Annotated in this window: 24 protein-coding genes and 1 pseudogene; 23 read left to right on the top strand and 2 right to left on the bottom strand. The window is 57.5% G+C overall.

Features of this window, described 5'->3' with window-relative positions:
* The first annotated feature begins 147 nt into the window (after positions 1–147).
* The 14 genes and pseudogenes from rsmI (at position 148) to QD336_RS06170 (ending at position 14,618) form a co-directional block, all read left to right on the top strand.
* Positions 148–1,089, top strand: a complete 942-nt coding sequence (gene rsmI, locus QD336_RS06235) for a 16S rRNA (cytidine(1402)-2'-O)-methyltransferase (protein WP_499169854.1) — start codon at positions 148–150, stop codon at positions 1,087–1,089.
* Entirely contained in the window at positions 1,079–1,447 is a 369-nt protein-coding gene (locus QD336_RS06230) for a YraN family protein (protein WP_269341640.1), read from the top strand. Before rsmI ends, QD336_RS06230 begins: the two co-directional genes overlap by 11 nt.
* A gap of 14 nt (positions 1,448–1,461) precedes the next feature.
* Positions 1,462–2,022 carry a sugar O-acetyltransferase gene (locus QD336_RS06225; protein ID WP_499169852.1) on the top strand — a complete coding sequence of 187 codons (561 nt, stop codon included), beginning with the start codon at positions 1,462–1,464 and terminating at the stop codon, positions 2,020–2,022.
* A gap of 132 nt (positions 2,023–2,154) precedes the next feature.
* Positions 2,155–3,453, top strand: a complete 1,299-nt coding sequence (locus QD336_RS06220) for an extracellular solute-binding protein (RefSeq protein ID WP_499169850.1) — start codon at positions 2,155–2,157, stop codon at positions 3,451–3,453.
* 84 nt (positions 3,454–3,537) lie between these two features.
* Positions 3,538–4,506 (top strand): ABC transporter permease subunit, encoded by a 969-nt coding sequence (locus tag QD336_RS06215; protein WP_499169848.1) that lies wholly within the window; start codon positions 3,538–3,540, stop codon positions 4,504–4,506.
* An 11-nt stretch (positions 4,507–4,517) separates the two neighbouring features.
* Positions 4,518–5,360: a sn-glycerol-3-phosphate ABC transporter permease UgpE gene (gene ugpE, locus QD336_RS06210; RefSeq protein WP_499169847.1), complete on the top strand. Its 843-nt coding sequence runs from the start codon at positions 4,518–4,520 to the stop codon at positions 5,358–5,360.
* A gap of 10 nt (positions 5,361–5,370) precedes the next feature.
* Positions 5,371–6,471 carry a sn-glycerol-3-phosphate import ATP-binding protein UgpC gene (locus QD336_RS06205; RefSeq protein WP_269341649.1) on the top strand — a complete coding sequence of 367 codons (1,101 nt, stop codon included), beginning with the start codon at positions 5,371–5,373 and terminating at the stop codon, positions 6,469–6,471.
* A gap of 109 nt (positions 6,472–6,580) precedes the next feature.
* Positions 6,581–7,093 carry a cupin domain-containing protein gene (locus QD336_RS06200; protein ID WP_269341651.1) on the top strand — a complete coding sequence of 171 codons (513 nt, stop codon included), beginning with the start codon at positions 6,581–6,583 and terminating at the stop codon, positions 7,091–7,093.
* Positions 7,094–7,338: 245 nt separating this feature from the next.
* Positions 7,339–8,298 carry a glutathione synthase gene (gene gshB / locus QD336_RS06195; RefSeq protein WP_269341652.1) on the top strand — a complete coding sequence of 320 codons (960 nt, stop codon included), beginning with the start codon at positions 7,339–7,341 and terminating at the stop codon, positions 8,296–8,298.
* 183 nt (positions 8,299–8,481) lie between these two features.
* A pseudogene (locus tag QD336_RS06190) lies at positions 8,482–9,124 on the top strand (magnesium chelatase domain-containing protein); the annotation flags it as partial.
* Between the two features lie 137 nt (positions 9,125–9,261).
* Complete coding sequence (locus QD336_RS06185) at positions 9,262–10,446, top strand: RelA/SpoT domain-containing protein (protein ID WP_333898040.1); 1,185 nt, start codon at positions 9,262–9,264, stop codon at positions 10,444–10,446.
* A 32-nt stretch (positions 10,447–10,478) separates the two neighbouring features.
* Positions 10,479–11,432: a restriction endonuclease gene (locus tag QD336_RS06180; protein WP_333898039.1), complete on the top strand. Its 954-nt coding sequence runs from the start codon at positions 10,479–10,481 to the stop codon at positions 11,430–11,432.
* Positions 11,433–11,547: 115 nt separating this feature from the next.
* Positions 11,548–13,071 (top strand): DUF8370 family protein, encoded by a 1,524-nt coding sequence (locus tag QD336_RS06175; protein WP_499169845.1) that lies wholly within the window; start codon positions 11,548–11,550, stop codon positions 13,069–13,071.
* Positions 13,072–13,124: 53 nt separating this feature from the next.
* Positions 13,125–14,618, top strand: coding sequence for a gamma-glutamylcyclotransferase family protein (locus QD336_RS06170; RefSeq protein WP_499169844.1), 1,494 nt, complete (start codon positions 13,125–13,127; stop codon positions 14,616–14,618).
* Between the two features lie 195 nt (positions 14,619–14,813).
* On the opposite strand, the gene QD336_RS06165 is transcribed toward QD336_RS06170, so the two are convergent.
* Positions 14,814–15,338 (bottom strand): hypothetical protein, encoded by a 525-nt coding sequence (locus tag QD336_RS06165; RefSeq protein WP_499169843.1) that lies wholly within the window; start codon positions 15,336–15,338, stop codon positions 14,814–14,816.
* Entirely contained in the window at positions 15,335–16,177 is an 843-nt protein-coding gene (locus QD336_RS06160) for a ParA family protein (protein WP_333898034.1), read from the bottom strand. Before QD336_RS06160 ends, QD336_RS06165 begins: the two co-directional genes overlap by 4 nt.
* Positions 16,178–16,570: 393 nt before the next feature.
* Here QD336_RS06160 and QD336_RS06155 point away from each other — a divergent pair, with 393 nt between their 5' ends.
* From QD336_RS06155 to QD336_RS06115, 9 genes are read left to right on the top strand one after another with little or no spacing between them, the layout of a single operon-like run.
* On the top strand, positions 16,571–16,852 hold the full coding sequence (locus tag QD336_RS06155) for a hypothetical protein (RefSeq protein ID WP_333898033.1): 282 nt from the start codon (positions 16,571–16,573) through the stop codon (positions 16,850–16,852).
* Positions 16,839–17,102 carry a hypothetical protein gene (locus QD336_RS06150; protein ID WP_499169842.1) on the top strand — a complete coding sequence of 88 codons (264 nt, stop codon included), beginning with the start codon at positions 16,839–16,841 and terminating at the stop codon, positions 17,100–17,102. The genes QD336_RS06155 and QD336_RS06150 overlap by 14 nt, the downstream gene beginning before the upstream one ends.
* Positions 17,095–17,451: a hypothetical protein gene (locus QD336_RS06145; protein ID WP_333898031.1), complete on the top strand. Its 357-nt coding sequence runs from the start codon at positions 17,095–17,097 to the stop codon at positions 17,449–17,451. The genes QD336_RS06150 and QD336_RS06145 overlap by 8 nt, the downstream gene beginning before the upstream one ends.
* Before the next feature lie 9 nt (positions 17,452–17,460).
* Entirely contained in the window at positions 17,461–18,612 is a 1,152-nt protein-coding gene (locus tag QD336_RS06140; protein ID WP_499169841.1) for a plasmid recombination protein, read from the top strand.
* Positions 18,609–19,304: a hypothetical protein gene (locus tag QD336_RS06135; RefSeq protein WP_499169839.1), complete on the top strand. Its 696-nt coding sequence runs from the start codon at positions 18,609–18,611 to the stop codon at positions 19,302–19,304. Before QD336_RS06140 ends, QD336_RS06135 begins: the two co-directional genes overlap by 4 nt.
* On the top strand, positions 19,301–21,268 hold the full coding sequence (locus QD336_RS06130; RefSeq protein ID WP_499169838.1) for a DotA/TraY family protein: 1,968 nt from the start codon (positions 19,301–19,303) through the stop codon (positions 21,266–21,268). The genes QD336_RS06135 and QD336_RS06130 overlap by 4 nt, the downstream gene beginning before the upstream one ends.
* On the top strand, positions 21,265–21,498 hold the full coding sequence (locus QD336_RS06125; RefSeq protein WP_499169837.1) for a hypothetical protein: 234 nt from the start codon (positions 21,265–21,267) through the stop codon (positions 21,496–21,498). Before QD336_RS06130 ends, QD336_RS06125 begins: the two co-directional genes overlap by 4 nt.
* Positions 21,495–21,839 (top strand): hypothetical protein, encoded by a 345-nt coding sequence (locus tag QD336_RS06120; RefSeq protein ID WP_499169835.1) that lies wholly within the window; start codon positions 21,495–21,497, stop codon positions 21,837–21,839. Before QD336_RS06125 ends, QD336_RS06120 begins: the two co-directional genes overlap by 4 nt.
* A gap of 9 nt (positions 21,840–21,848) precedes the next feature.
* Entirely contained in the window at positions 21,849–22,208 is a 360-nt protein-coding gene (locus QD336_RS06115; protein WP_499169833.1) for a putative Ig domain-containing protein, read from the top strand.
* Positions 22,209–22,251 lie beyond the last annotated feature (43 nt).

Raw genomic sequence — 22,251 nt, 5'->3', positions numbered from 1 at the left:
GCAAGAGCCGAGTGCATCTGCCACGGCTCATTTTGCTGCTATACAACATGATCCACAGGTTGGGACCGCCGATGGACCTTGTTCGCCGGTTTTCTATTGCCCATAAAGGGGAAAACTGGAGCGACCGGCCGGCAAGGATCGGCCAGAATGATTGGAAGCCGTGTGACGCAGGAAATATCGAGCAGCGATGCCAGACAGGCAGCGAAGGAATTCAGGATCGGCACGGCCACCATTCCGGCCCGGCCGCTGGAGCCGGCGCTTTATCTTGTGGCCACCCCCATTGGCAATCTCGGCGATATCACCATCCGCGCGCTGGAAACGCTGGCCTCGGCCGATGTTCTCGCGTGCGAGGATACCCGCGTCACCCGTATCCTGCTTGAACGTTACGGCATTCGCACCCGCCCGCTCGCCTATCACGAACACAATGCCAATGAAGCGGGACCGAAGCTCATCGCCGCGCTGGAGGCCGGAAAATCCGTGGCGCTGGTATCGGATGCCGGAACGCCGCTCGTGTCCGATCCCGGTTATCGCCTCGGCCAGCTGGCACTCGAGGCCGGGCATCGCGTGGTGCCGGTGCCGGGCGCATCCGCGCCGCTCGCCGCCCTTGTCGGTTCGGGCATGCCGAGCGATGCCTTCCTGTTTGCGGGCTTCCTGCCGGTGAAGGATCGCGGCAAGCGCGACCGTTTTGCCGAGCTGGCGAAAATCCCCGCGACCCTGATCTTTTTTGAATCGCCGCATCGCATCAGCGCCTCCGTCAAGGTGGCATCGGAGGTGCTCGGCCGCGATCGCCGCGCGGTGGTCTGCCGCGAACTGACCAAGACCTTCGAGGAGTTCCGGCGCGGTACGCTGGGCGAGCTTGCGGATTATTATGATGGCGACCGTGTGGTGAAGGGCGAGATCGTGCTTCTGGTGGAGCCGCCCTCTTATGACGAAATTCCCGATATCGAGGATGTCGAGAAGCTCCTGAAGGATCTCGTCGCCACCATGTCTGCCGCCAAGGCTGCCGGCGAAGCGGCGAAGCTGACAGGCCTGCCGCGCAAGGAGCTTTATCAGCGGCTGCTGGATATGAAGGAAACGGATGGCCGCTGACGGACGAAGCGATAAAAGACGAGAAGCCGAGCGGCGCGGCCATGCTGCCGAATATTGGGCCGCACTCTATCTGCTGGCGAAGGGATATCGTATCCTCGCCATTCGTTATCGCACCCGGCTGGGGGAAATCGACCTCATCGCTCGCAAGAGGGATGTTATCGCCATCATCGAGGTCAAGGCACGGCGCTCTGGCCTTAGCGCGGTCGATGCCGTTGGCTTCCGTTCGCAGCAGCGTATTCGCGCGGCCGCCGATCTCTGGCTTGCCCGCCGCAACGATGCCGGGCGGTTTTCGCTACGCTTTGATATCGTCGCCGTTCTGCCGCGACGCCTGCCGCAACATTTCATCGACGCCTTTTGAGGAGAGGGAAGGCCATGTCCACCGAGCGGGAAAAAATGGCCGCGGGCGAATGGTATAGCTGCATGGATGCCGAGCTGGATGTGCTGCGCCGGCAGGCGCGCCGGGCCGTCCACCAGCACAATACCATGCCGCCGGACGAGCGCGGTTCCATGGCGCCAGCCTTGCGGACACTTTTTGCCTCGGCCGGAGAAGGGGCATTTATCGAAGCGCCGTTTCATTGTGCGTACGGCCTCAACATCACCCTCGGCACGAATGTCTATCTCAATGCCGGCTGCGTCATTCTCGATTCCGCACCTGTGCGGATAGGCGACGGTGCGATGCTGGGCCCCGCCGTGCAGATCTATTGCGCCGAACACCATCTGGATCCCGTACCGCGTTCGCAAGGCATTGAAATCGCAAGGCCGGTCACGATTGGCCGAGATGTCTGGATCGGCGGCGGGGCGATCCTTCTCGCGGGTGTCACCATTGGTGATGGGGCGATTGTCGGCGCCGGTTCGGTGGTGACGCGCGACGTTCCGCCGGGTGCGACGGTGGTGGGAAATCCGGTCCGCCCGATAAAACGCAGCGACGTCTGAGATATGCGTTTTTGAGGCAACGCAGTCTATTAGCGGGCGCTGTAACAAATCTGACATGAAACTGTTAAAGAGGCGTCATGGAACGTCTCTATTCGCATCCTCATCCCAATAAATGGTGGAGAGGAATTAGTAATGTTGAAGAAGATTTCCATGGCCGCAGTGGCGGTCAGCATTTCGGCGACGTCTTCCATGGCTGCGACCAACATCACCTGGTGGCACGGCATGGGTGGCCGTAACGGCGAAGTCATCAACGAAGTTTCCCAGAAGTTCAATGAAGCCCAGAAGGAATGCGCTCTGACGCCGGTTTCCAAGGGCTCCTACGAAGAAGCGCTGGCCAGCGGCATCGCTGCTTTCCGTTCGGGCGAACAGCCGAACATCCTCCAGGTTTTTGATGCCGGCGCCGCCACCATCATCAACGCCAAGGGCGCGGTCATTCCTGCGGAAGACCTCATCAACAAGGCCGGTTACAAGTTCGACCGTGACGCCTTCATCAACGGCGTGCGTTATTTCTACGCTGCCGCTGACGGTAAGTTCGTCGGCATGCCGTTCAACTCCTCCGCTCCGATCATGTACATCAACGACGAAGCCCTGAAAAAGGCTGGCGTCGAGGCACCGAAGACCTGGGAAGAGTTCGAAAAGGTCGCGCCGAAGCTGAAGGAAGCCGGTTATATCCCGCTCGTCCAGTCGCAGCTGACCTGGCAGTTCACGGAGAACTTCTTCTCCCGCAACAACATCCAGTTCGCCAGCAACAATAACGGTTACGACAGCGTGAGCGACACCAAGCTCAAGGTCACCGACCCGAACCTCGTCATGATGTTCGAAAAGCTGAAAGACTGGAAGGACAAGGGCCTGTTCGCCTATTACGGCGCCGGCTGGAACGACAACCAGAAGCCCTTCGAAGAAGGCAAGGTTGCTCTCTGGGTCGGTTCTTCGGGTTCCTTCGGCGGTCTGCAGAAGACGGCGACCATGCCGTTCTCGGCAACCTTCCTTCCCTACTGGGGCTCCATCAAGGGTGCCGGCACCAACTCCTTCATCGGCGGTGCTGCCCTCTTCGCAATGTCGGGCAAGTCTGAAGCCGAAAACAAGTGCGTGGCCGACTTCTTCCAGTTCCTGACCTCGCCGGAAATCCAGGTCTTCTACCACAAGGCAACCGGTTACGTCGCCATCACCAAGGCCGCTTACGAAAAGGCCAAGGCTGAAGGCTACTACAAGGAAAAGCCGGTCGCAGAAATTGGTATCCAGCAGCTGTCGCTGCCGGGTGGCGAGTGGTCCAAGGGTTACCGTCTCGGTTTCTACCCGCAGATCCGCGCCGTCATGGAACGTGAATATAACCGCATCTTCTCGGGCGAAGTGACGCCGAAGGCTGCTTTCGAGATCATCGAGAAGGAAGGCAACGACCTTCTGGCCCGCTTCGCCAAGACGGCTGGCTGATCGATCTTTTCGAAACCAATGATCGTTGTCGAGCCTCCTTTCCGATGGAAGGGAGGCTCGCTTCCGGATGAAGGAGGCGCAAGCGTGGCCTATACATCGTCTCAACCGCGCCGGTTTTTGTCCGGTCGGTCCGCAAAGGCTGGAAAACCCGCCAAGCCCGCAGAAGCCGGCATGAAGCGCGTGCAGTTCTCCTCGTCCTACGTGCCCCATCTGTTTCTTGCACCGCAGCTTGCGGTGATTTTCATCTTCTTCTACTGGCCGTCCGTTCAGGCCGTGCAATCCTCGTTTTATATCGAAGATCCCTTCGGCTTCGGCGCATCCTTTGTGGGCTTCGCCAATTATTCGGACGCGATATTCAACCCGGAATATCTCAGCATCGCCAAATTCACGGTTGTCTTCACCGTGCTGGTTACCTTCTTTTCGCTGGCGCTCGGCCTGCTGCTCGCCGTCAAGGCCGACGCGGTCATTCGCGGCAGTTCGACATACAAGACGCTGCTGATTTCCGTTTATGCCATCGCGCCGCCGGTCGCCGGCCTCATCGGCATGATGCTTTTCGACCAGCATATCGGGCCTTTCGTCAAATTGGCCGCGGTCTTCGGCTGGGACATGAAGGTCGGTCTCAACTACTTCGATACCGCTACAGCCATGATCGTCGTCGCGGTCTGGAAGCAGATCCCATACAATTTCATCTTTTTCCTGTCCGGCCTTCAGGGCGTGTCGGTTTCCGTGCGCGAAGCCGCGGCAATCGATTGCCGCTCCGGTTTCCGACGGTTCTGGACCGTCATCATGCCGCTTCTCGCGCCCACGGCTTTCTTCCTGCTCATCATCAACATCACCTACGCGCTGTTCGATACCTTCGGCGTCATCGACGTGATGGTGAAGGATAAGGCGGCGGATAATCCCATCACGCTGGTCTACAAGGTGTTTCTCGATGGTTTCCGCGGCAATGACATCGGTGGTTCCTCGGCCCAGTCCGTCATTCTGATGCTGGTCGTCTTCGTTCTCACCGTCATCCAGTTCCGCTTCATCGAAAAGCGCGTCCACTACAATTGAGGGAGAAGACCATGTATAAGACGAGACCTCTCGATCATCTGGTATTGATCCTCGGCGCGCTGTTTCTGATATTGCCCGTCGTCGTGGCCTTCATGACATCCACCCACACAGCGGCGGAAATCCACCGCAGCGGTCTGACGATCGTCCCGGGCGACAATTTCATCGAGACCTATGAAAAGGTGCTGACGCAGAAGGGTGGCTTCACCGGGCAGATCACGGGTCTCAACATGGTGATCAATTCGCTGATCCTCGGCATCGGTTTTGCCGTCGGCAAGATCGTCCTGTCGATGACGGCGGCCTATGCGATCGTCTATTTCCGCTTCCGTTTCGCGACGCTCGCCTTCTGGATCATTTTCACCACGCTGCTCTTGCCGCTCGAAGTGCGCATCATGCCCTCCTATGAGGTGATGAGCAAACTCGGCCTGCTGAATTCCTATACCGGCCTCATCGTGCCGCTTCTCGCCTCGGCAACCGGCACCTTTTATTTCCGGCAATTCTTCAAATCGGTTCCGGAAGAGCTGCTGGAAGCTGCCCGCATCGATGGTGCAGGGCCGGTGAAATTCTTCATCGACGTGCTCATTCCGTTGTCGCGCACCATGATGGCGGCGATCTTCATCATCATGTTCGTTTATGGCTGGAACCAGTATCTCTGGCCCATGCTGATGACGACGGACGAGAAGTTCTTCACCCTGATGCGCGGCATCAAGTCGATCCTGCAGGTCTGGGTCGGTTCGCAAATTCCCGATTACAACGAAGCTTTCGCACTCGCCGTTCTGGCCATGCTGCCGCCGGTGCTGATCGTCGTCATTTTCCAGCGCTGGTTCATCAAGGGCCTGACCGAAAGCGATAAATAAGGAGACCGAAATGGCCGCGATAGAAATCAGTCAGGTCTGCAAGGATTACCACGGCGGCGTGCGCGCCGTACATCATGTCGATATCGACATCCGCGATGGCGAGTTCATCGTTCTCGTCGGCCCCTCCGGCTGCGGCAAGTCCACGCTTCTGCGCATGGTCGCCGGCCTCGAGGATATTTCCGAGGGTACGGTGAAGATCGGCGACCGGGTCGTCAACCAGACCGATCCGGCCGATCGCGATATCGCCATGGTCTTCCAGAACTACGCGCTTTACCCGCATATGTCGGTGCGCGAGAACCTCGAATACGGGTTGAAGAACCGCAAGACAGCGAAGACGGAAATCGATGCGCGTGTGGCCGAAGCCGCGCGCATGCTGCAGCTTGAACCCTATCTGGACCGCAAGCCGCGCGCCCTTTCCGGCGGCCAGCGGCAGCGTGTCGCCATGGGGCGCGCCATCGTGCGCAAGCCGGCGGCCTTCCTGTTCGACGAACCCCTCTCCAACCTCGATGCCAAGCTGCGTGTTTCCATGCGCGGTGAGATCAAGCGGCTGCAAAAGCGTCTCGGCACCACCTCCATCTATGTCACCCACGACCAGCTGGAGGCCATGACGCTGGCCGATCGTCTGGTGGTGCTGAATGGCGGGCGCATCGAACAGATCGGCGCGCCGCTGGATGTCTATCACACGCCGGCTTCCACCTTCGTCGCAAGCTTCATCGGCTCCCCCGCCATGAACCTGCTGAATGCCGAATTGCATGGTGACAGCCTCGCCATCGGTCCATCGTTGTTTGCGCTCAATGGTTTCGCGCCCACCTCCGGGCCGGTGACGGTCGGCATGCGGGCGGAGGATTTCCGTCTCGCTGCGGCAGGCGAGCAGGGTTTTGCGCTTCGCGTCGATTATATCGAAGAGCTGGGTTCGCAGCGCCTTATCCACGGCGCGGTCGGCGACCAGAACCTGACAATCGCTTTCCCGCCGGATGTCGAGGTTCCCGCCGCGCTGTCGGTTACGATCGCGCCGGAAAAGCTGCATTTCTTCTCTAGCGAAACCGGCAAGCGCATTGCCGGCAAGGCGGAGCAGCTGGGTGTGCAGTCCGCTCAGCTGGCGACGGCCTGAGCGCAGCGCAGAAATCGGCGCGATGACTAAAATTGCGCCGATTGTCAAAACCGCTTTGTTACGATCCCGATGATAGAAGACCTCCAATATTTCACGGGGGTTTTCTCATATGTCGTTCAAAATGATGTTCGCGGCAGCCGCAACCATGGCAATCCGCACGGTGCCGATATTGCCGGCCTATCTGCGCAAACGAAAAGACGAAGCGGTCGTCAGCGCCTCCTGCACCGATCTGCGGCTTCAGCCGGCCCCCATCAATCCGGACTGGATCATTTCCGGCAACCCTCAGGCACGCGCGGCGGATCATTCCCGAAGCGGTGACCGCGCTTCCAGCACGGCCATGTGGGATTGCACGGCGGGTGAATTCCGCTGGTTCTTCGGCTGGGATGAGACCGTTTATATTCTGGAAGGCGAGGTGCATGTGACGGCCGAAGACGGCTCGGTCAGCATCCTCAGGGTCGGCGATGTCGCTTATTTTCCTGCGGGAACATGGGCCACCTGGCGGGTGGATGACTATGTCCGCAAGGTCGCCTTCATGCGCCGTCCGTTCCCCACCGCGCTGGCTTTTGCCTATCGCGTCAAGAATAAGCTGTTTGCCGGTCGCTCCTACAAGCTCGCGGCCTGAACCCTGTTTTCACCTCCCGGCCGGCGGGCCTGTGCTGCTCCGCCGGCGGAATTGTGAAGGTTCAATAAAACTCACACGAACCACCGCTTGCAGCAGTTGCGTTAGAATGGTCGCTGCCCTACATCTTTCGGGTTTTCTGAAGCATTTCCGGGGTCTCTCCCGGTCCTGCCGGGAACTGTGAAAAGACGAGGCAATGGGCACGGCGGGCCGGCGAAGCGTCCGCATGCTGCAAGAGGAACATGCGCATGGCGAAGATCAAGAACGTCGCGATCCAGATGGATCATGTCTCCGGCATCAACATCGCCGGTGATTCCACCTTCGCCATGAGCCTCGAGGCGCAGGCGCGCGGATATCGGCTGTTCCACTATACGCCCGAGCGCCTTTCCATGCGCGATGGCAAGATTTACGCCACCGTCGAGCAAATGGAACTGCGTGACATCAAGGGCGACCATTTCTCCCTGTCGGAACCGGAGCGGGTCGATCTATCGACCATGGATGTCATCCATCTGCGCCAGGACCCGCCCTTCGACATGGCCTATATTACCTCCACACACCTGCTGGAGCGTATTCATCCCAAGACGCTGGTGGTCAATGATCCCGCCTGGGTGCGCAATTCGCCGGAGAAGATTTTCGTCACGGAATTCGCCGATCTGATGCCGAAGACGCTGATCACCAAGGATGTGGCCGAGATCGCCCGCTTCCGCAATGAGATGGGCGATATCATCCTCAAGCCGCTTTACGGCAATGGCGGCGCGGGCGTCTTCCATTCGGCGCGTGACGACCGCAATTTCTCCTCCCTGCTGGAAATGTTCGGCCAGATGTTCCGCGAACCCTATATCGCCCAGGAATACCTGCCGGATGTCCGCAAGGGCGATAAGCGTATCCTCTTGGTGGATGGCGAGCCGGTGGGTGCGATCAACCGCGTGCCGGCGGAAAACGATGCCCGCTCCAACATGCACGCCGGTGGCCGACCGGAGCCGACGGAACTGACGGCGCGGGAGAAGGAAATCTGCCGCCGCATCGGTCCTGCCCTGCGCGAGCGCGGTTTTCTTTTCGTCGGTATCGATGTGATCGGCGATTACCTCACGGAAATCAACGTCACCTCGCCGACCGGTATTCGCGAAGTGCGCAAATTCGGCGGCGCCGATGTGGCAAGCCTGCTGTGGGATGCGATCGAGAAAAAGCGCGACGCTCAGGATTTCTGAAGCGGTTTTAATCGCTCCCGGTTTGTTCCGTGCGTACAACTCGATACAACTAAAATACATCGCCAGCGAGAAATTGTTCTCTAGGTGTTCTTGTTTTATTCTTTGCTCTGTGGCACGTTGCTTGCGGGTGGCTGCCATGGAACATGAAGTTCCGATGACGCGGCCGGTTTGCGGGGGCAGGCCATGGTGGCACGGGTCAATACGGTTGCATTTCAGGGCATAGAGGGCGTGCCCGTCGAGGTGCAGGTCATGGTCGCACCCGGAAAGGTCGGCATCCAGATTGTCGGCCTGCCGGACAAGGCGGTGGCCGAAAGCCGGGAGCGGGTGCAGGCCGCCCTGCATGCCTCGGGTCTGGCCTTGCCGGCAAAAAAAAGTCACCGTCAATCTCGCGCCTGCCGATCTGCCCAAGGAAGGCTCGCATTTCGATCTTCCCATCGCTCTCGGTCTCATGGCCGCTCTGGGCGCCATACCGGCGGAAGCGCTCAGCCAATATGTGGTTCTCGGTGAACTCAATCTCGATGGCACGATAGGCATGGTTTCGGGTGCGTTGCCGGCGGCCATCGGCGCCAATGCGCTGGGCAGAGGGCTGATCTGCCCGGCTGAAAGCGGGCCGGAAGCGGCCTGGGCCGGCGCTGGTATCGATATTCTCGCCCCGCGCAGCCTCATCGCGCTCGCCAATCATTTTCGCGGCACCCAGCTTCTGTCGCGCCCCACGCCCGCCATCCGCGCCAATCCGGTCAATCTGCCGGATCTGGCGGATATCAAGGGACAGGAAAGCGCCAGGCGTGCTCTGGAGGTGGCGGCTGCCGGCGGTCATAATCTGCTGACGTTGTGATACATTAATTCGAAGCGGTGCTGCCATTGGCTCCATCAAATTTGGACGACATTCTGGGGAGAAAACCCGCCTATTTGCGGTTTCAGTTTTGATGATAGCCCCATTAAGAAATGTTAGAAAATGCCTGAGTGGACAATTGGACCCGATTCGCGATGCCGCATTACCCCGAGCTTCAATTCAGCCTGCAAGAAGTACGAGCCGCAGGCAAAAGGCTTAAAGACGACCTTAGCCTAGATTCAGAGGTTAACTGGCGGGATACGCATCATGTTTTCGCTGTCGCAAATTCTTGGCGCGACAGCCATTATTTCCCAATGCGTTCAGTCTATCTGTCGGCCGCGTACCGCATGCGTAAAATAGGCATCAAGGGCGACATGGCGGCTCGGCCCAAGCGCATGGCCAGCATTCGGCGGAAGCTGCGCGAATCTGACATTCACCTCGACCGTATGCAGGATATCGGAGGCTGTCGCGCCATTCTTGACGACATCGCAGGAGTTCGATCCTTGATTGGTGAAATCAATGAGGGGTTTCCTCATCGAGACCGGAGGCAGTGGCCCTATATTGATGAGCCCAAAGAGGATGGATATCGTAGCCATCATATCTCGTTCGAGTTTTGCCCTCGAATTAAGGAACAGTCAGTCTACGAGGGGCGTCGGATAGAGTTCCAAATCCGCACCCGCCTCCAACACTCTTGGGCGACTGCAATCGAAGCAGTAAGCTTGTTCAACGGCGAGGATTTGAAACATCACCACGGTAATGCCGACTGGCTTCGTCTCTTCAAACTTATGTCGGGAGAATTCGCCCATGTCGAGGGTTGCCCGATTGGCCCCGGCGTGCCCAATCGGCCACTGAGAATTGCAGAGATCAAAGCACTGGAAGCGAAGCTTGACGCGATCTCTACGTTAGAAAATATTCGGACAGCGACCACCTATGCCGAGACGTATCTCTATCGGGATGGGAAGTTCTTCTTGATCGTCTACAACAACGATGATCACACCGTCGCAGTCGAGAGGTATTCAGAAATTTTGCAGCTTCAGGCTCGCCTCGCAACCATCGAGCGGCAAATCGAGGAGGGCCTTACGCGCTCGAAGGTCGTGACTGTCGAAGTCTCACGTGTCGAAAATCTGGTCCGGACATACCCAAACTACTTTGGCGACGTCGGGGTCTTTTTGAATAATCTTCGAAGGATTGTTCAAGGCAAAGACGCCCTAGAATTCACTCTGATTCAGCAGGCCCGGGTGAAAGTGCCGAAACCACAGCCGCTGGGGGATATTCGCAATCTGAACCGGCGCTATACGCGCTGGTACCCAAGCTAAAATTCGTACGCGAAGGGCGGAGTTGACAACGCATGAATAGCGTCAGCGCAAGGATCGCAATTTTCGACAAATGGTGGCCCATTCATATCGGTGCTGAGAAGCTCACCCTAGATAGAGACGAGCCCGACGCCTGGGCAACCCAACTCGGCAACCCCGCCTTTGAGCTTCAATGGGATTCTCAGGGAGAACGGTATTTCCGCATCTCGGACGATCGCGCCAACCGAGAGGTGCATCGTCTCACGCAATTCCAAACATGCGCAATCTGTCGAAAGTCCATGACGCAAGTATCATGGGTCGAAGACGAGGTCTTGCTCCTTTGCACGGAGTGTGGGTATTGGGGTGGACGGGGCTTCCGGGACTGGAATAGTCACCTGCATAACGTGCCTCTGCGGGGAGTGATCGGTCGATACAAGGCCATCGCCAATCTCGACGATGCATCTACCTCATATTTGGTCAGCCATCTTCGCCGCTTTCCCGAGGCCATGACTCAGGTGACGCCGTTCCGCGCGGAGAAGTTCGTAGCCGACTTGCTCAAAGACTATTTGGATTGCGAGGTCCACGCGCTCGGTGGTCGAAAGGACGGTGGGGTCGACGCGTTTGTGCTGGCCAATGATCAGATTCGTACAATTGTTCAAATTAAGTGGCGAGAGACTAAAAAGGGAGCTGAAAGCGTACGCACGGTTCGCGAAGTCGCCGGAACCCTGCTCGCTCGCGGCGTTCCCAGCGGGATCATCGTTTCGACGCGTGAGAGGTTCTCGACAGACGCGAAGCAGGAGGCAAGCCTGGTGTCGAGTAGGACTGTTGATGGTTTCGGCCAACTCAAGCTAGAACTATATGACTATCATCGAATCCTAGACATGCTGGCAATCTCGAATGCCAAGCTTGAAGACCGTTGGAAGCCCGCAAACCTTCAAAAACTTCACGAGGAGGTCTGCGTGTTTGACGGTGCCGCAATGATTCCCGAGGACATGCTTCCCTGGAGCTGACGCTCATGGGCGAAACCATCTGTTTGCTCACGTATTGTCTTCAACAAAGATGCAAATATCCAGTTGAGAAGCTGCAGGCCTTCTGTAATCTTTGCTTGCATCGACGGGGGGCAACGTGGCGACATTTATCAGCGACTATTTTGCTATTGATCAGGCTGTGTTCGAGGATTATGGCGCGGTGAACATATCGGTGGTTAATGACCTTCCGTTGTTTATTGATCCATTCTTACTCTTCCATAGCGAAAAGCCTGAGTACGTAGCTCTTCACGAGAAGATTATCGAATATCTCGTATTCCTGCGGGACCGTGCTGCCGAAGGGCGTGTGAACGAGGGACAGTTGCGGAATTGGTACTGCTTTCCGGAGGTAAAGCAGAATTGGTTGGGCTTCTCGGAGACGGGCAATGATGGTGCTGGCCTGGGCATCGATTTCGCTAGAAACCTGCATGCCAATCTGCATGTCATCTTTTCCGATTTCGGAGCAGAGAGAATCACCGAAAGCAGCCATCTCGAAAAGGTCTGCTTGGTGTCAGACGGAGTTGGCCGCGACAACATTAGCGACTTCACCACTAATCTGATCAAAGATTTTCTATGCCGTTACACCGAGAAATTTGCCGCAGACCATTTGCCAGTCGGAGCCGTGCGAGAAGTATGGGTAGATCGCGCGAAATTCAGTTACGAGACGCAGAGTTGGTCGAGGGGCCGCTACAAGCTACCTTGGGTCAATGGCGACTATGTAATCCTCACGCCGAAGGACATGTTGACCCGTGACGAGAATTGGATCAATCGCGGCGACCTGATTAGCGGGTTCGAAGATATACCGGAGGCGATACCTGACGCTCAGCTTAGGGCCTCGGTATTCAACTACTTTGAACTGGAGTTGCATCGTAGGACAGAAGCCGAATCTCCAGGCGCTGTAAAAGGGAAGCGGCGAAGACGCGAAAAGGGGAAAAAACCCACGCGGAAAGAGCGGTCGGCCGCGGTTGTCGCAACCATGCAGAAATTCCCTGAGATCATTGACTACTACATCCGCTTAAAAGAGATGCGCGGCGACGAGGCGAAAGACTTCAGTGAGGAAAAGGTCCTCGCGATCGAGTATTTGTTCATCGAGCAATTGCAAGCTCTTCAGTCGGTCCTGTTGGCGGAAACAGATTTTTATAAGGTCGGCAAGACTACCTATGACGAAGCACACGCCCGCCTCGCGTACCTAAAGGATGTAATTGAAAATAAGGGCGGCCATCGGTTTTTTTACGACGACAAGGGCGAACCGATCGAGCGCGAAAAGGACTTGCACGTCCTCTATCGCTTGGTGTGGTTTGGTACGCCTTCCGACGCTGGCGCTGAGGCTAATGATGGACGCGGACCGGTTGACTTCAAGATCAGCCGTGGGCGGGATAAGACCTTGGTCGAAATGAAGCTCGCCAAAAATACCAAGCTTGAGCAGAACCTCGCTAAACAGGCGGAGATTTACCAAGCGGCGAGCGATGCGAAGCATGCGATCAAGGCTATCATCTACTTCACCGCGTCGGAGCTAGTGCGGGTGAAGGCCATCCTGAAAAGGCTCCACTTGGAAAACAACAAGGACGTGATCTTGATCGACGCACGGCGTGACAATAAGCCGTCGGCTTCCAAGGCCGCGTGACGAATGCCATACCCAACATTTGCTAGAAACTGACGTCCGGGCTTGTCCAGATCATGTTGAAATCTACTGAAGCAGAAATCGAGGAAGTCCGGGAATACTTTGAATGGCAGGCCCCCGACCTCGAAGTGACCTTCATGCAGAAGGTCTACTCGGAGACCGTCCTGAACACCCGTCACGACGTGTGGGACATCCACACCAATAAGGATCGTTGGTGGGTCATCACGGGCGGTACAAACCTCTATTCCCAGGAGCAGTTCCCAAATATGGACCTTGCTCTGACATTCCATATCGGTCTGATGCTCCGCATCCCGCGAACGGAGAAACAACAAGAGGGTGATCTTCGCCTCCTCCCATTCGGACCCGTATTCGAAAGGATGGAAGACGCTGGGACAGCCGTGACGCAGGCGCACAAGCTTTCTGACTATCAAGCCGTCGGCGTCCGCTGTCGTGAAGTGCTGCTTGAACTGATCGCCGTAGCGCAGGACGCAGCAGTGTGGAAGACCGACGCTCCGCCACAGCGCGCCAACTTCCGCGCATGGACAGAAATCATCTGCAACGATCTCCTGCCGAGTGACACCAACAAGGAGCGTCGTGGAGCCCTCAAGGGCGTGCTCGACTCCGCATGGACATTCTCCAACTGGCTGACGCATTCAAAGTCGGCGACCTGGATTGATGCCGACATGGCGCACTCGCTAACTCAGCATGCCATCGGGATGGCGACCTCATTGATCCTTCGCGAGTTGCGTGGTGTGCCTGAGGAATGCCCGATTTGCGGGTCGCCGCATCTCGAACCTGAGCATGGCGAAAATACCGCCGCGCCTGGCGTGCTTTGGGAGCGACCACGCTGTGCCGACTGCGGATGGTCCGGCAGGCCCATACCTATCTTCGACCTTGAGGACGGACAGCCGATCATTACTCGCGAAGGCGTAGAGACTGACGAGTGCAGCATAATGACAGTACCGCTACGCGCGATCCTGAAGCCGGGAGACCAGACAATCGAGCCGTTGAAGAATACAGAGACCGGCCCCCTAGAGCATGTTGTATATTTTGCCTATGGGTCGAACATGTCGACCCCCCGGCTGCGCGAACGAATGCCGAGTTGCAAGCCGCTCGGCATCGCGACCTTACCGGGTCATGCGCTTCGTTTTCATAAGCGCAGTACGGATGGGTCCGGGAAATGCAATGCAGTTGCCACTGGGGACGAGAATAGCGTGATCGGAGTTCTATTCAGCTTCGATCCCGCCGAACGCGCAAAGCTAGATAAGGCTGAAGGCGTCGGCAGCGGCTACGAGCACGCGACGGTAACGGTCATCAACGACAAAGGTCGTAGGCGGAAGGTCCTCACCTATCTCGCTACTCCCAACTACATCGACGACAACCTCAAACCTTATGCTTGGTACAAGGACTTTGTCCTAGCAGGTGGTAGGGAGCACGACCTGCCGCGAGGTTACATGGCCGAATACATCGAGTCGGTAGAGGCAATCGACGATCCCAATGAGGCACGTGACAAGAAGCAGCGGGCTACACTGGGAGGCCCTGGGCGGTAAGACAACAGTGTCGGCGTGAATTCTCAGTCGAGCTGTCGTGGCGGAAACGTTGGTCGTGGTAGTTCCGACGCTGGGGATCGCAATTAAATGGTGTCACCGTAGGCACGATTGAGTGGCGGTTGCTTGACCCCGTGAGGCCAACGACCCGCGCCTTTACCGAGGGCGACGTCACCAAGGGTAACCGCATGCGCGGACTTAGTTTGAACCGTCTTTCTTTACGATCAGACTGCTCCACCGTTTTAAAGACGATTCGGTAGTCGAACGCTTAGAAGCCTCGTTAACGATCTGCTCTCTATCAACTTCACCCAGTATCAGAAACCGCGACAATATCCTTGCTACAAGGTCGCGGCGGTTAGGGGTCTTTTGAGGAATATTGACACCAATTTCCTCGGCAAATGCCCTGAGATGGACGTTCGATGGAAATAAATCCCCTCGCTGCAGCTTATCTGAGAAACTACGAATCTCGTTTCTTTCGCCCTCGGGGAAATGGCCTAGCAACGCCTCCATTCCATCATTGGAATCATCATTTTTCGTTGTGCGAGCTTGCGTTCGCTTCTCCGCACGTTTCTTTAGGTTGATAGCGGTCGCCGCGCCAGATGTCGCCTGACGAAAGAGCTTTCCACTCCTCAGAAGTGCGATTGCTTCCGCAAAATCCTTCTCAGAATACGTCTCTGTGAGTGCAACTAGCTCTCTCGCGAGCTTCTCTGACTTCTTCATCATATACTTACCCGTCCAGCAAATGCATTGCAGAACTCTGCAACTTCAGATGCCACATTCGACCTTGCGTAAGACGTTTGAAAAATGGGCCTTCCCTCGCGCGCGCCCTTCGGAAATGACCGCGAATAAGGCACCTCTTTGTCGAAAACATGCCAATCGAACGAATCTGACAACTCTCTAACTTCGGTCTTTGACTTGTTCTCCTCGGGTGAGTAGTCGGAGCACATGTTAAATATTACTCCAGCCACTTTGACACTCTTTCGATAGGAGCGCTCGAAGTCGGATAGAGACTGCCTTATAAGCGGCAAACCAATGGTGGAAAGAAATTCGGGCTTCACAGGCACAAGAATCTCATCGGTTGACAGATATGCCGCAGTGGTGAGAACAGACTCCGTTGGGGCGCAGTCTATTATGATCAGGTCATAGTCATCTTCAACGTCGGCAACGAAATTCGCCAGAAGATGTTCCTTTTGGCTCGGGTTCTTTAGTGTAAAGCTAAGTTCAAGCTGCGAGGGAACGAGATGAATATACTGTCCTCCCTGAAACCTAGCGATAGTTCGTATAGAGTCTCTCAAACTTCTATTGGCAGCTCTCAATCCGGGTGCTCGGGATTGTTGCTCGAAGATGTCCCACACTGTCGGAGCATTGTCCTCGATGACCTCTTTCTGGTATCGATCAACTCCAAGCATGTACTGGCTGGCGTTGAATTGTGGATCGAGATCAATCAAGAGAACTCGTTTTTTCCATCGTGTCATAGCTGAGAAATGCCATGCCAGATTTGTACACAAGGTGCTCTTGCCGACGCCGCCCTTCATGTTGATTACTGAAATCTTTTTCGCCATGTGTCTCCCCTTTGCCGAGTCACTTCTACGCTGGTTCGTTCGACATATCCAGCGGCGTCAACCAATCGTTGAAACTTCAACAAGATTGCTTGTCAAGTAGCGGCTCCGCGGTGTTCTTTTTAAAGCTGGAGCTCGTGAAAGCCATCGAATGAGGCCAACAACCTTAGCCTCCCTGAAAGGCGACGTCACCGATGGCGTCCACGAGGTTTTCTTGTCGTCTGTGGCGACGACATGGCCCCTGCCAGGTCTCCATGAAATGGCTCCGCAGTGCGGCCCTCGGAGAGCTGATGTCATGAGCTTGCGAATGACTGTAGTCGGTCACTACAGTCAATTTTTCCCTTTTAGCCGGCGAGTTTTGGGGGCACGCTTGGGTTATTCCTCCGAGTGCATCCGATGCCCCAGACTGATGATCAGTCCCTACCGCCGATAATCCAAGACCTCATCCTCGATGACCACATACAGAGCATGGAAGCAGGTCTTCTCCATGCCGAGCAGACCCGCCCTGATGATCCTCTTCTTCCTGCTGGGTGGGCAATACTTCATGCGATGAAGCATGAGCGCCAGTGCCGCCAGGATGCCTATGCGGCCATGCTGGACGCCGACCCTGATGATGTGGACGCGCTGTTTGCGGCGGAGAACATTCGTCGCAAGGGAGGCCACCATGAAGGAGTATGAGCGCCAGATCGTCATCACCAATCAGGGGGAGCCGACTTCCGCGACCCTCAAAGTCATCAGGCTCCCCGAAAGCTGGTACGCAGTAATCTGGGAAAACCCGGAGCGTTACGCGAGCTTCAGCCAGAACGCATCGCCGCGAAACGGCGGTTTCGAGCACATGTCCGACCGCAATTTCCTCGATCGTGTCCAGCTTGTCGCCAGCTTCAACCAAGGGATCGACTTCGATTTCGAGGAGGCCCTGGATGCGTAGTCCCATCTACTTCATGCTTGTTCGCCTTGATGATGGCGATCTGGCGTCATTGACCATCATTCGCGAACCGACGCAGTTCTTCGCGCAATTGCGCTCCTATGGATTCACGGAACACTCGGGCGCGTCGTCTCCGGCACTGGCGGAAATGTCAACGGGCGCATTTCTGGACACTGTGGCGTATGTCTTCAGCGTCTCCCGGGATCGGCCGTTCACCTACATCATTCCCGACGGGATGAGCCGCGCCGACTGGCTGGATGCGATGGAGGAGAAGGCCCACGATCCGCGCTTCGGGCTCATAGAGCGCGACGGCGAAATCTCTCACTGCATGATCGTGCCTGTGAAGCGATGAGGTACGGTCATGGCCTATCAGTTCATCCACCTGGAATCGTGGTCTCGGAAGCCTGACGCCAAGGGCAGGTCTACGGATTTTATCTTCGACGAGGCATCCCGCAAACCCATCGCGTCCGTCCACGTCGCCGACCCCAAGCCCCCAACCGTTATTTACGGCCTTGGCGTCGATGAAGTGCGCCAGATGCACGACAAGGCGGCTGCGGCGGCAATGACACCTGGCGCTCGGGGCAAGCTTCGGAAACTCGATTCCAAACAGAAGACCCTGCACACGGTCGTCGCCTCGCATCCATATACCGTCGAGGAAGTCCGCGCCGATAAAAAAAAGGCGGCGGAAGTAAGGGACTGGGAGCGGAGGACGGTTGCATGGCTCAAGCAGCAATATGGGCCTGCGCTCAAATGCGTCATCCGCCATACGGACGAGAAGCAATGGCATGTCCATGCCTACGTGTTGCCGACGAATGATCCACAGATGCGGGCGGGCGTCTATCATCCCGGCGCTATCGCCAAGAAAGCGGTGAAGGCTGCCGGCAGACGAGACGGCGAGGATGGCAAGGCGCTCAACAAGCGCGCCGACGTCGCTTACAAGGCTGCGATGCGGGACTGGCAAGATTCCTACCATGAGACCGTTGCCGTTCCTTGTGGCCTGACGCGCCTCGGTCCGGCCCGCCGCCGTCTTACACGGGAAGAATGGAAAGCCGAGCAAGCCCAGGCACGGGCGCTCCAGAACGCCGTTGACAGGGCGAAAGCCGTGAAGCGGCAGGGGCAAGCCTACATCGACCAGACAAGAGCGGACGCGGCGGCAATCAAGGCGGATGCCGCCCAGGTCAAAGCATCAACCGACCGTCTGACCGGGATCGGCGGCGCTGTCCGTGCCGTCGTGGACGGTATTCAGGAATCCCGAATCCGCGACCAAATCCGCAAGGAGTTTACCCGCGACCTTGCCGCCGCAAAGGCTGCGGTGGAAAAAGCGCAAGCGGAGGCAACGAAAGCAAAAACGTCCCAGCGCAATGCCGAGAAGCAGGCTGCCGAGCAGCGTCACGCATTCCGGCAACAGCGGGAACGGCTTGTGGCCGCGCAGCAGGAAATCCGGAACCTGTCCACCGCGCTCGCTGCCGCGCTGGACGAACCGCAGCCAACACCGGGAGTGCCAGCACCATGATGACGACAGGCGAAGAAATCTCCCGGACAAACGCCCGCGCGATCCTGCGCGACATTGGCATGCCACACCTTGATTGGGCGCACGGTGCCGCCGTGAACATCGTGCGGCAGTGTTTGAACACAAGGCATCGTCCGACCTACCATCAACAGGCGTTGCTGGAGGCAGAATCTCCAGCCCTTCTGGCGTACCTCGAAAAGCTGGCGTCGTCGGGCGATAGCGTCGGGTGGCGGACGCTTCGGGATCGTATTCAGGTCCACGCTGATACTCTTCGAGATAGCGACATGCAGCCATGTCGTCGGCCATGGCTGGCGGCAATCTGGCAGACGCTCCCCGAGTTGGCTGCGATAGGTCAGTCGATACTCGGCAAGCCATCAACCCCCAAGAGTGTGGCCGATTTCGAAGTCACGCCTGGGCCGGCGGATACAGACTCGGCGTCGGGGAACGGTGGAGACGAGAAAGGCAGCTCGGGGAAAACCGGATCAGCTGGATCGGCTGGAACGACGGCGAAACCGAAACCGTCGTCACGGCTGGCTCTGCCGGTCGTTCCGATTATCCTGACCGAAGCCGAAAAGAAGGTGCTCGGCCTCGACAAGCCCGCCTCGGACGCCGACGCCAGGGAGGAACTCACGCCTGACGATCCAGACGGGACGAACCGCCTATCGGGTCCAAAGATGCCGGGAGGTTTCAAATGATTGATCTGCTGGCTGAACCGCCGTCCACCGATATCGCATGGCAGATTGTCAACGCGGTGCTGCCGAGCGAGGCGACGACGATGTACGGTCGCGTCCTTCAGGTCTTCACGTCGGTCCTGTTTTTCCTCGGCGGCCTCTTCGTCGCTTACCAATCTACACAGGGCATCGTCGCCTCGGCCCGCACCGGACAGGCGCTCGGCGAACGGTGGCATATCATATGGACACCGCTGCGCGTTGTCGTTGGCCTCGGCCTGCTCATCCCAACGCCGCAGACTGGCTTTTCCTCTGTTCATTACCTCCTTCGAGATTTTGTTGCCCGTCCCGGTATCAATCTCGGCAATGCCCTGTCGAATACGGGCATCACCACCGTCGTGAAGGAGGGCGTCACCATCACGCCCGCGTCCTCGAACGGATCGAGCATCGCGATGATGGTGCTGCGGCACGAAGTATGTGCGGCGGTCTACAACCAGGCGGGCAATCTTTGGGGTTGGAATGCGCGACTGCCCGATCCCGACGGAAACGTATCCGGTCTTGGCATTCTGGGATACGACAAGCGGATCACCTGGGCATATGGTCCGACCTGTGGACATTTCTCCGTCAGCGCGCTCGAGGATCGCGCCACATTCTCGAATGCGAGGCGGGAAGCCATAAAGGCGTTCGTAAACGCCTTCCGGGCGGAGTCCGGCAGATATGCCCAGCTTGCCGCCGAAACCTCCGGGCTATCGTCCGCAGATGCGGCGGCGAAGGCGGTAACGTCCAATGTACTGTCGCCCGATCTCGTCCAGCGCATCCGATTAATGGGAGCCGCCTATGATCGCGCGACGACGGCAGCCGCAAAAGAAGAGGCCAAGACAGTCGCGACCGCATCCCGTGACGCTCTTGTAAGGGATGCCCGTGAACAGGGATTCCTGACGACGGGTATGTATTGGAGCACTCTGGCGCAGGTTTCGGAAATCACGACTGCGATGACAAATGAGCGGCCCGAAGATACCCCGCCCCGTATCGATGGAGACTTCGGTGAAGCGATCCAGAAAGCGTTCGACGCGCTTCGCTTGCAGGTGTCGGGCGAAGCGGAACGGCAAGCATTGAGCGCCAACGATTTCGCGGCGGCTGGCGACGAAACTGCTGATCCAGCTACGAAAATCCTCGCGCCGATATCGCGCTCGATCATTGAGTGGGCCGCGACGTCTGCTGACGACGGGCAACCTCGTGATGAAATGGGCATCTTGGTTTCATCGGGTCATGCAATGATGGCGGGTGTCTCGGCCGCCATCGCCGCGGGTGGTATAATTGCGGGAGTTGCAGGCAACAAGGTCGCTGAGTTCTTCGGAGCGGCGGCAATTGACTACTTCCTTGACTGGTCGAGGTTTGCCATCATTCCCGTGTGGATCATGGGTGCGCTCAGGGCCTACGTAATCCCCATTATGCCGCATGTTTTCATGATCGTGTCCGGCGTTGCCCTGCTCGTTTCGGTGATGGAGGCGATGGTTGCCCTAACGATCTGGTGCCTTCGCTGGCTCAAGATGGACGGCAACGATGATTTCGCGGGAGACAGCGTCAAGCTCGGTCTTCTGTTTCTCGTCAATATCTTCCTACGGCCGGCATTGGCCATGCTCGCGGTCTTCGCTGCCTATGGGGTTTTTAATCCTGTCCTCGGAATGCTGGACCGTCTGTGGGCAACCGCTTTCCTCGCGCAATCGGGCGGGCACATTGTCGGCCTTCCCGGTTACATCGTGATGACCTTCGGGCAGACTTACATGATCTGGTACGTCGTTCTCAAGACCTACGGGCAGATATGGGCTCTTCCTGACCGCGTTCTGGCCTGGTCCGGCCAAAGCACGTCCTACGGCGAATCCGGACTCGTTTCTGGTGCGTTCGGCGGAATGATGGCGGTTGCCGGACGCGGGATGATGCCCAAGAATATTCTTCCAGGGCTTTCGAAAAAGAGAGGAAAACTAAAATGAAGAAACTCTTGATCTGGGCGTCTGCAGGATTTGGTCTGGCGCTGGCCTGCGGCTTGGTGGGGTTGCCGCACCTGTCGGCCACGGTCTTCACACTGACAGTGTTTTGCGCATTACAGGTCCTCGCTGTCTGGTTCTTTGGTTTTGTGTGGTCTCTGCCTGATCGTATCGAGGCATGGGCAGAACTTCCTAGCTCAATTACAATCGGCGGAAATCGGGAGTGCGAGAAATGAAGTTTCTGGTGATCGCTACCGTCATCGTTGCGGCAATCTCGACGGGAAACGTGAGCGCCGAAACCTTCCGGTTTCCCGTTGCGGCACGGGCGGCTTATGGCGTCCCGCAGGTGGACATTGCCATGTCCGTGTACATGCACCCTGATTGTGCGGGCCGCTGGTCCGTCGAATACCCGGCAGGCTTCGCGTTTCGACGTGGGGGACCGAATGGGGGGAACCTCTACGGCAACCCTGGCAAGGGTTCGTATGACGTCGCCATAAAAACAGATGCCTGTCCGTCGCGAGATTCCGATTACGTCGATCCGCCGCGCACGACCTGGCACAAAGTTGTTGTCTATTAAGGAGACCCTGTGAAAACGACCCTGACCACCATTTTCATCGCTCTGGCGACCCTCTCGGCTAACGCAGGATCGCTCCTGCAGCCGCCCGCCGACGCGCTGCGCGTGGAGTTCACAAGTCCCGACACGTCGCCGACCGAACGCCTCAAGGCGGGTCAGCCCCTGACTGTGGGTGTCGTCGTCACGAGGTCGACGGGGGCTGTCCAGATCGTGCCAACGGCAACACCGGACTGGATGACCTACAATGCCGCCAACCGTCAGTTTTCGGGGGTTCCCGTCGAGGGTGAGTATGAACTCGCAGTCCGCGTGACAGACGCTGAAACGGGGCAGACGGCAACGGGCATCCTGTCCTTCAATGTCGAGTCGAGGTGAGTAAGCGAATGCAAAAAGGGGTGGCGCTTTAGCCACCCCTTTT

It is taken from the genome of Rhizobium sp. BR 250, from assembly GCF_047445855.1.
GTDB lineage: Bacteria > Pseudomonadota > Alphaproteobacteria > Rhizobiales > Rhizobiaceae > Agrobacterium > Agrobacterium tumefaciens_I.
This window is presented reverse-complemented; position numbering and strand designations above follow the sequence as displayed.

Excerpts from the sequence above, each read along its gene's own strand:
- QD336_RS06205 (WP_269341649.1), top strand. The coding sequence starts at position 5,371 with ATGGCCGCGATAGAAATCAGTCAGGTCTGCAAGGATTACCACGGCGGC.
- QD336_RS06180 (WP_333898039.1), top strand. The coding sequence starts at position 10,479 with ATGAATAGCGTCAGCGCAAGGATCGCAATTTTCGACAAATGGTGGCCC.
- QD336_RS06170 (WP_499169844.1), top strand. The coding sequence starts at position 13,125 with ATGTTGAAATCTACTGAAGCAGAAATCGAGGAAGTCCGGGAATACTTT.
- QD336_RS06135 (WP_499169839.1), top strand. The coding sequence starts at position 18,609 with ATGATGACGACAGGCGAAGAAATCTCCCGGACAAACGCCCGCGCGATC.
- QD336_RS06125 (WP_499169837.1), top strand. The coding sequence starts at position 21,265 with ATGAAGAAACTCTTGATCTGGGCGTCTGCAGGATTTGGTCTGGCGCTG.
- QD336_RS06130 (WP_499169838.1), top strand. The coding sequence starts at position 19,301 with ATGATTGATCTGCTGGCTGAACCGCCGTCCACCGATATCGCATGGCAG.
- rsmI (WP_499169854.1), top strand. The coding sequence starts at position 148 with ATGATTGGAAGCCGTGTGACGCAGGAAATATCGAGCAGCGATGCCAGA.
- QD336_RS06230 (WP_269341640.1), top strand. The coding sequence starts at position 1,079 with ATGGCCGCTGACGGACGAAGCGATAAAAGACGAGAAGCCGAGCGGCGC.
- QD336_RS06145 (WP_333898031.1), top strand. The coding sequence starts at position 17,095 with ATGCGTAGTCCCATCTACTTCATGCTTGTTCGCCTTGATGATGGCGAT.
- QD336_RS06120 (WP_499169835.1), top strand. The coding sequence starts at position 21,495 with ATGAAGTTTCTGGTGATCGCTACCGTCATCGTTGCGGCAATCTCGACG.
- gshB (WP_269341652.1), top strand. The coding sequence starts at position 7,339 with ATGGCGAAGATCAAGAACGTCGCGATCCAGATGGATCATGTCTCCGGC.
- QD336_RS06160 (WP_333898034.1), bottom strand. The coding sequence starts at position 16,177 with ATGGCGAAAAAGATTTCAGTAATCAACATGAAGGGCGGCGTCGGCAAG.
- QD336_RS06165 (WP_499169843.1), bottom strand. The coding sequence starts at position 15,338 with ATGATGAAGAAGTCAGAGAAGCTCGCGAGAGAGCTAGTTGCACTCACA.
- QD336_RS06200 (WP_269341651.1), top strand. The coding sequence starts at position 6,581 with ATGTCGTTCAAAATGATGTTCGCGGCAGCCGCAACCATGGCAATCCGC.
- QD336_RS06220 (WP_499169850.1), top strand. The coding sequence starts at position 2,155 with ATGTTGAAGAAGATTTCCATGGCCGCAGTGGCGGTCAGCATTTCGGCG.
- ugpE (WP_499169847.1), top strand. The coding sequence starts at position 4,518 with ATGTATAAGACGAGACCTCTCGATCATCTGGTATTGATCCTCGGCGCG.
- QD336_RS06150 (WP_499169842.1), top strand. The coding sequence starts at position 16,839 with ATGAAGGAGTATGAGCGCCAGATCGTCATCACCAATCAGGGGGAGCCG.
- QD336_RS06155 (WP_333898033.1), top strand. The coding sequence starts at position 16,571 with ATGCCCCAGACTGATGATCAGTCCCTACCGCCGATAATCCAAGACCTC.
- QD336_RS06140 (WP_499169841.1), top strand. The coding sequence starts at position 17,461 with ATGGCCTATCAGTTCATCCACCTGGAATCGTGGTCTCGGAAGCCTGAC.
- QD336_RS06225 (WP_499169852.1), top strand. The coding sequence starts at position 1,462 with ATGTCCACCGAGCGGGAAAAAATGGCCGCGGGCGAATGGTATAGCTGC.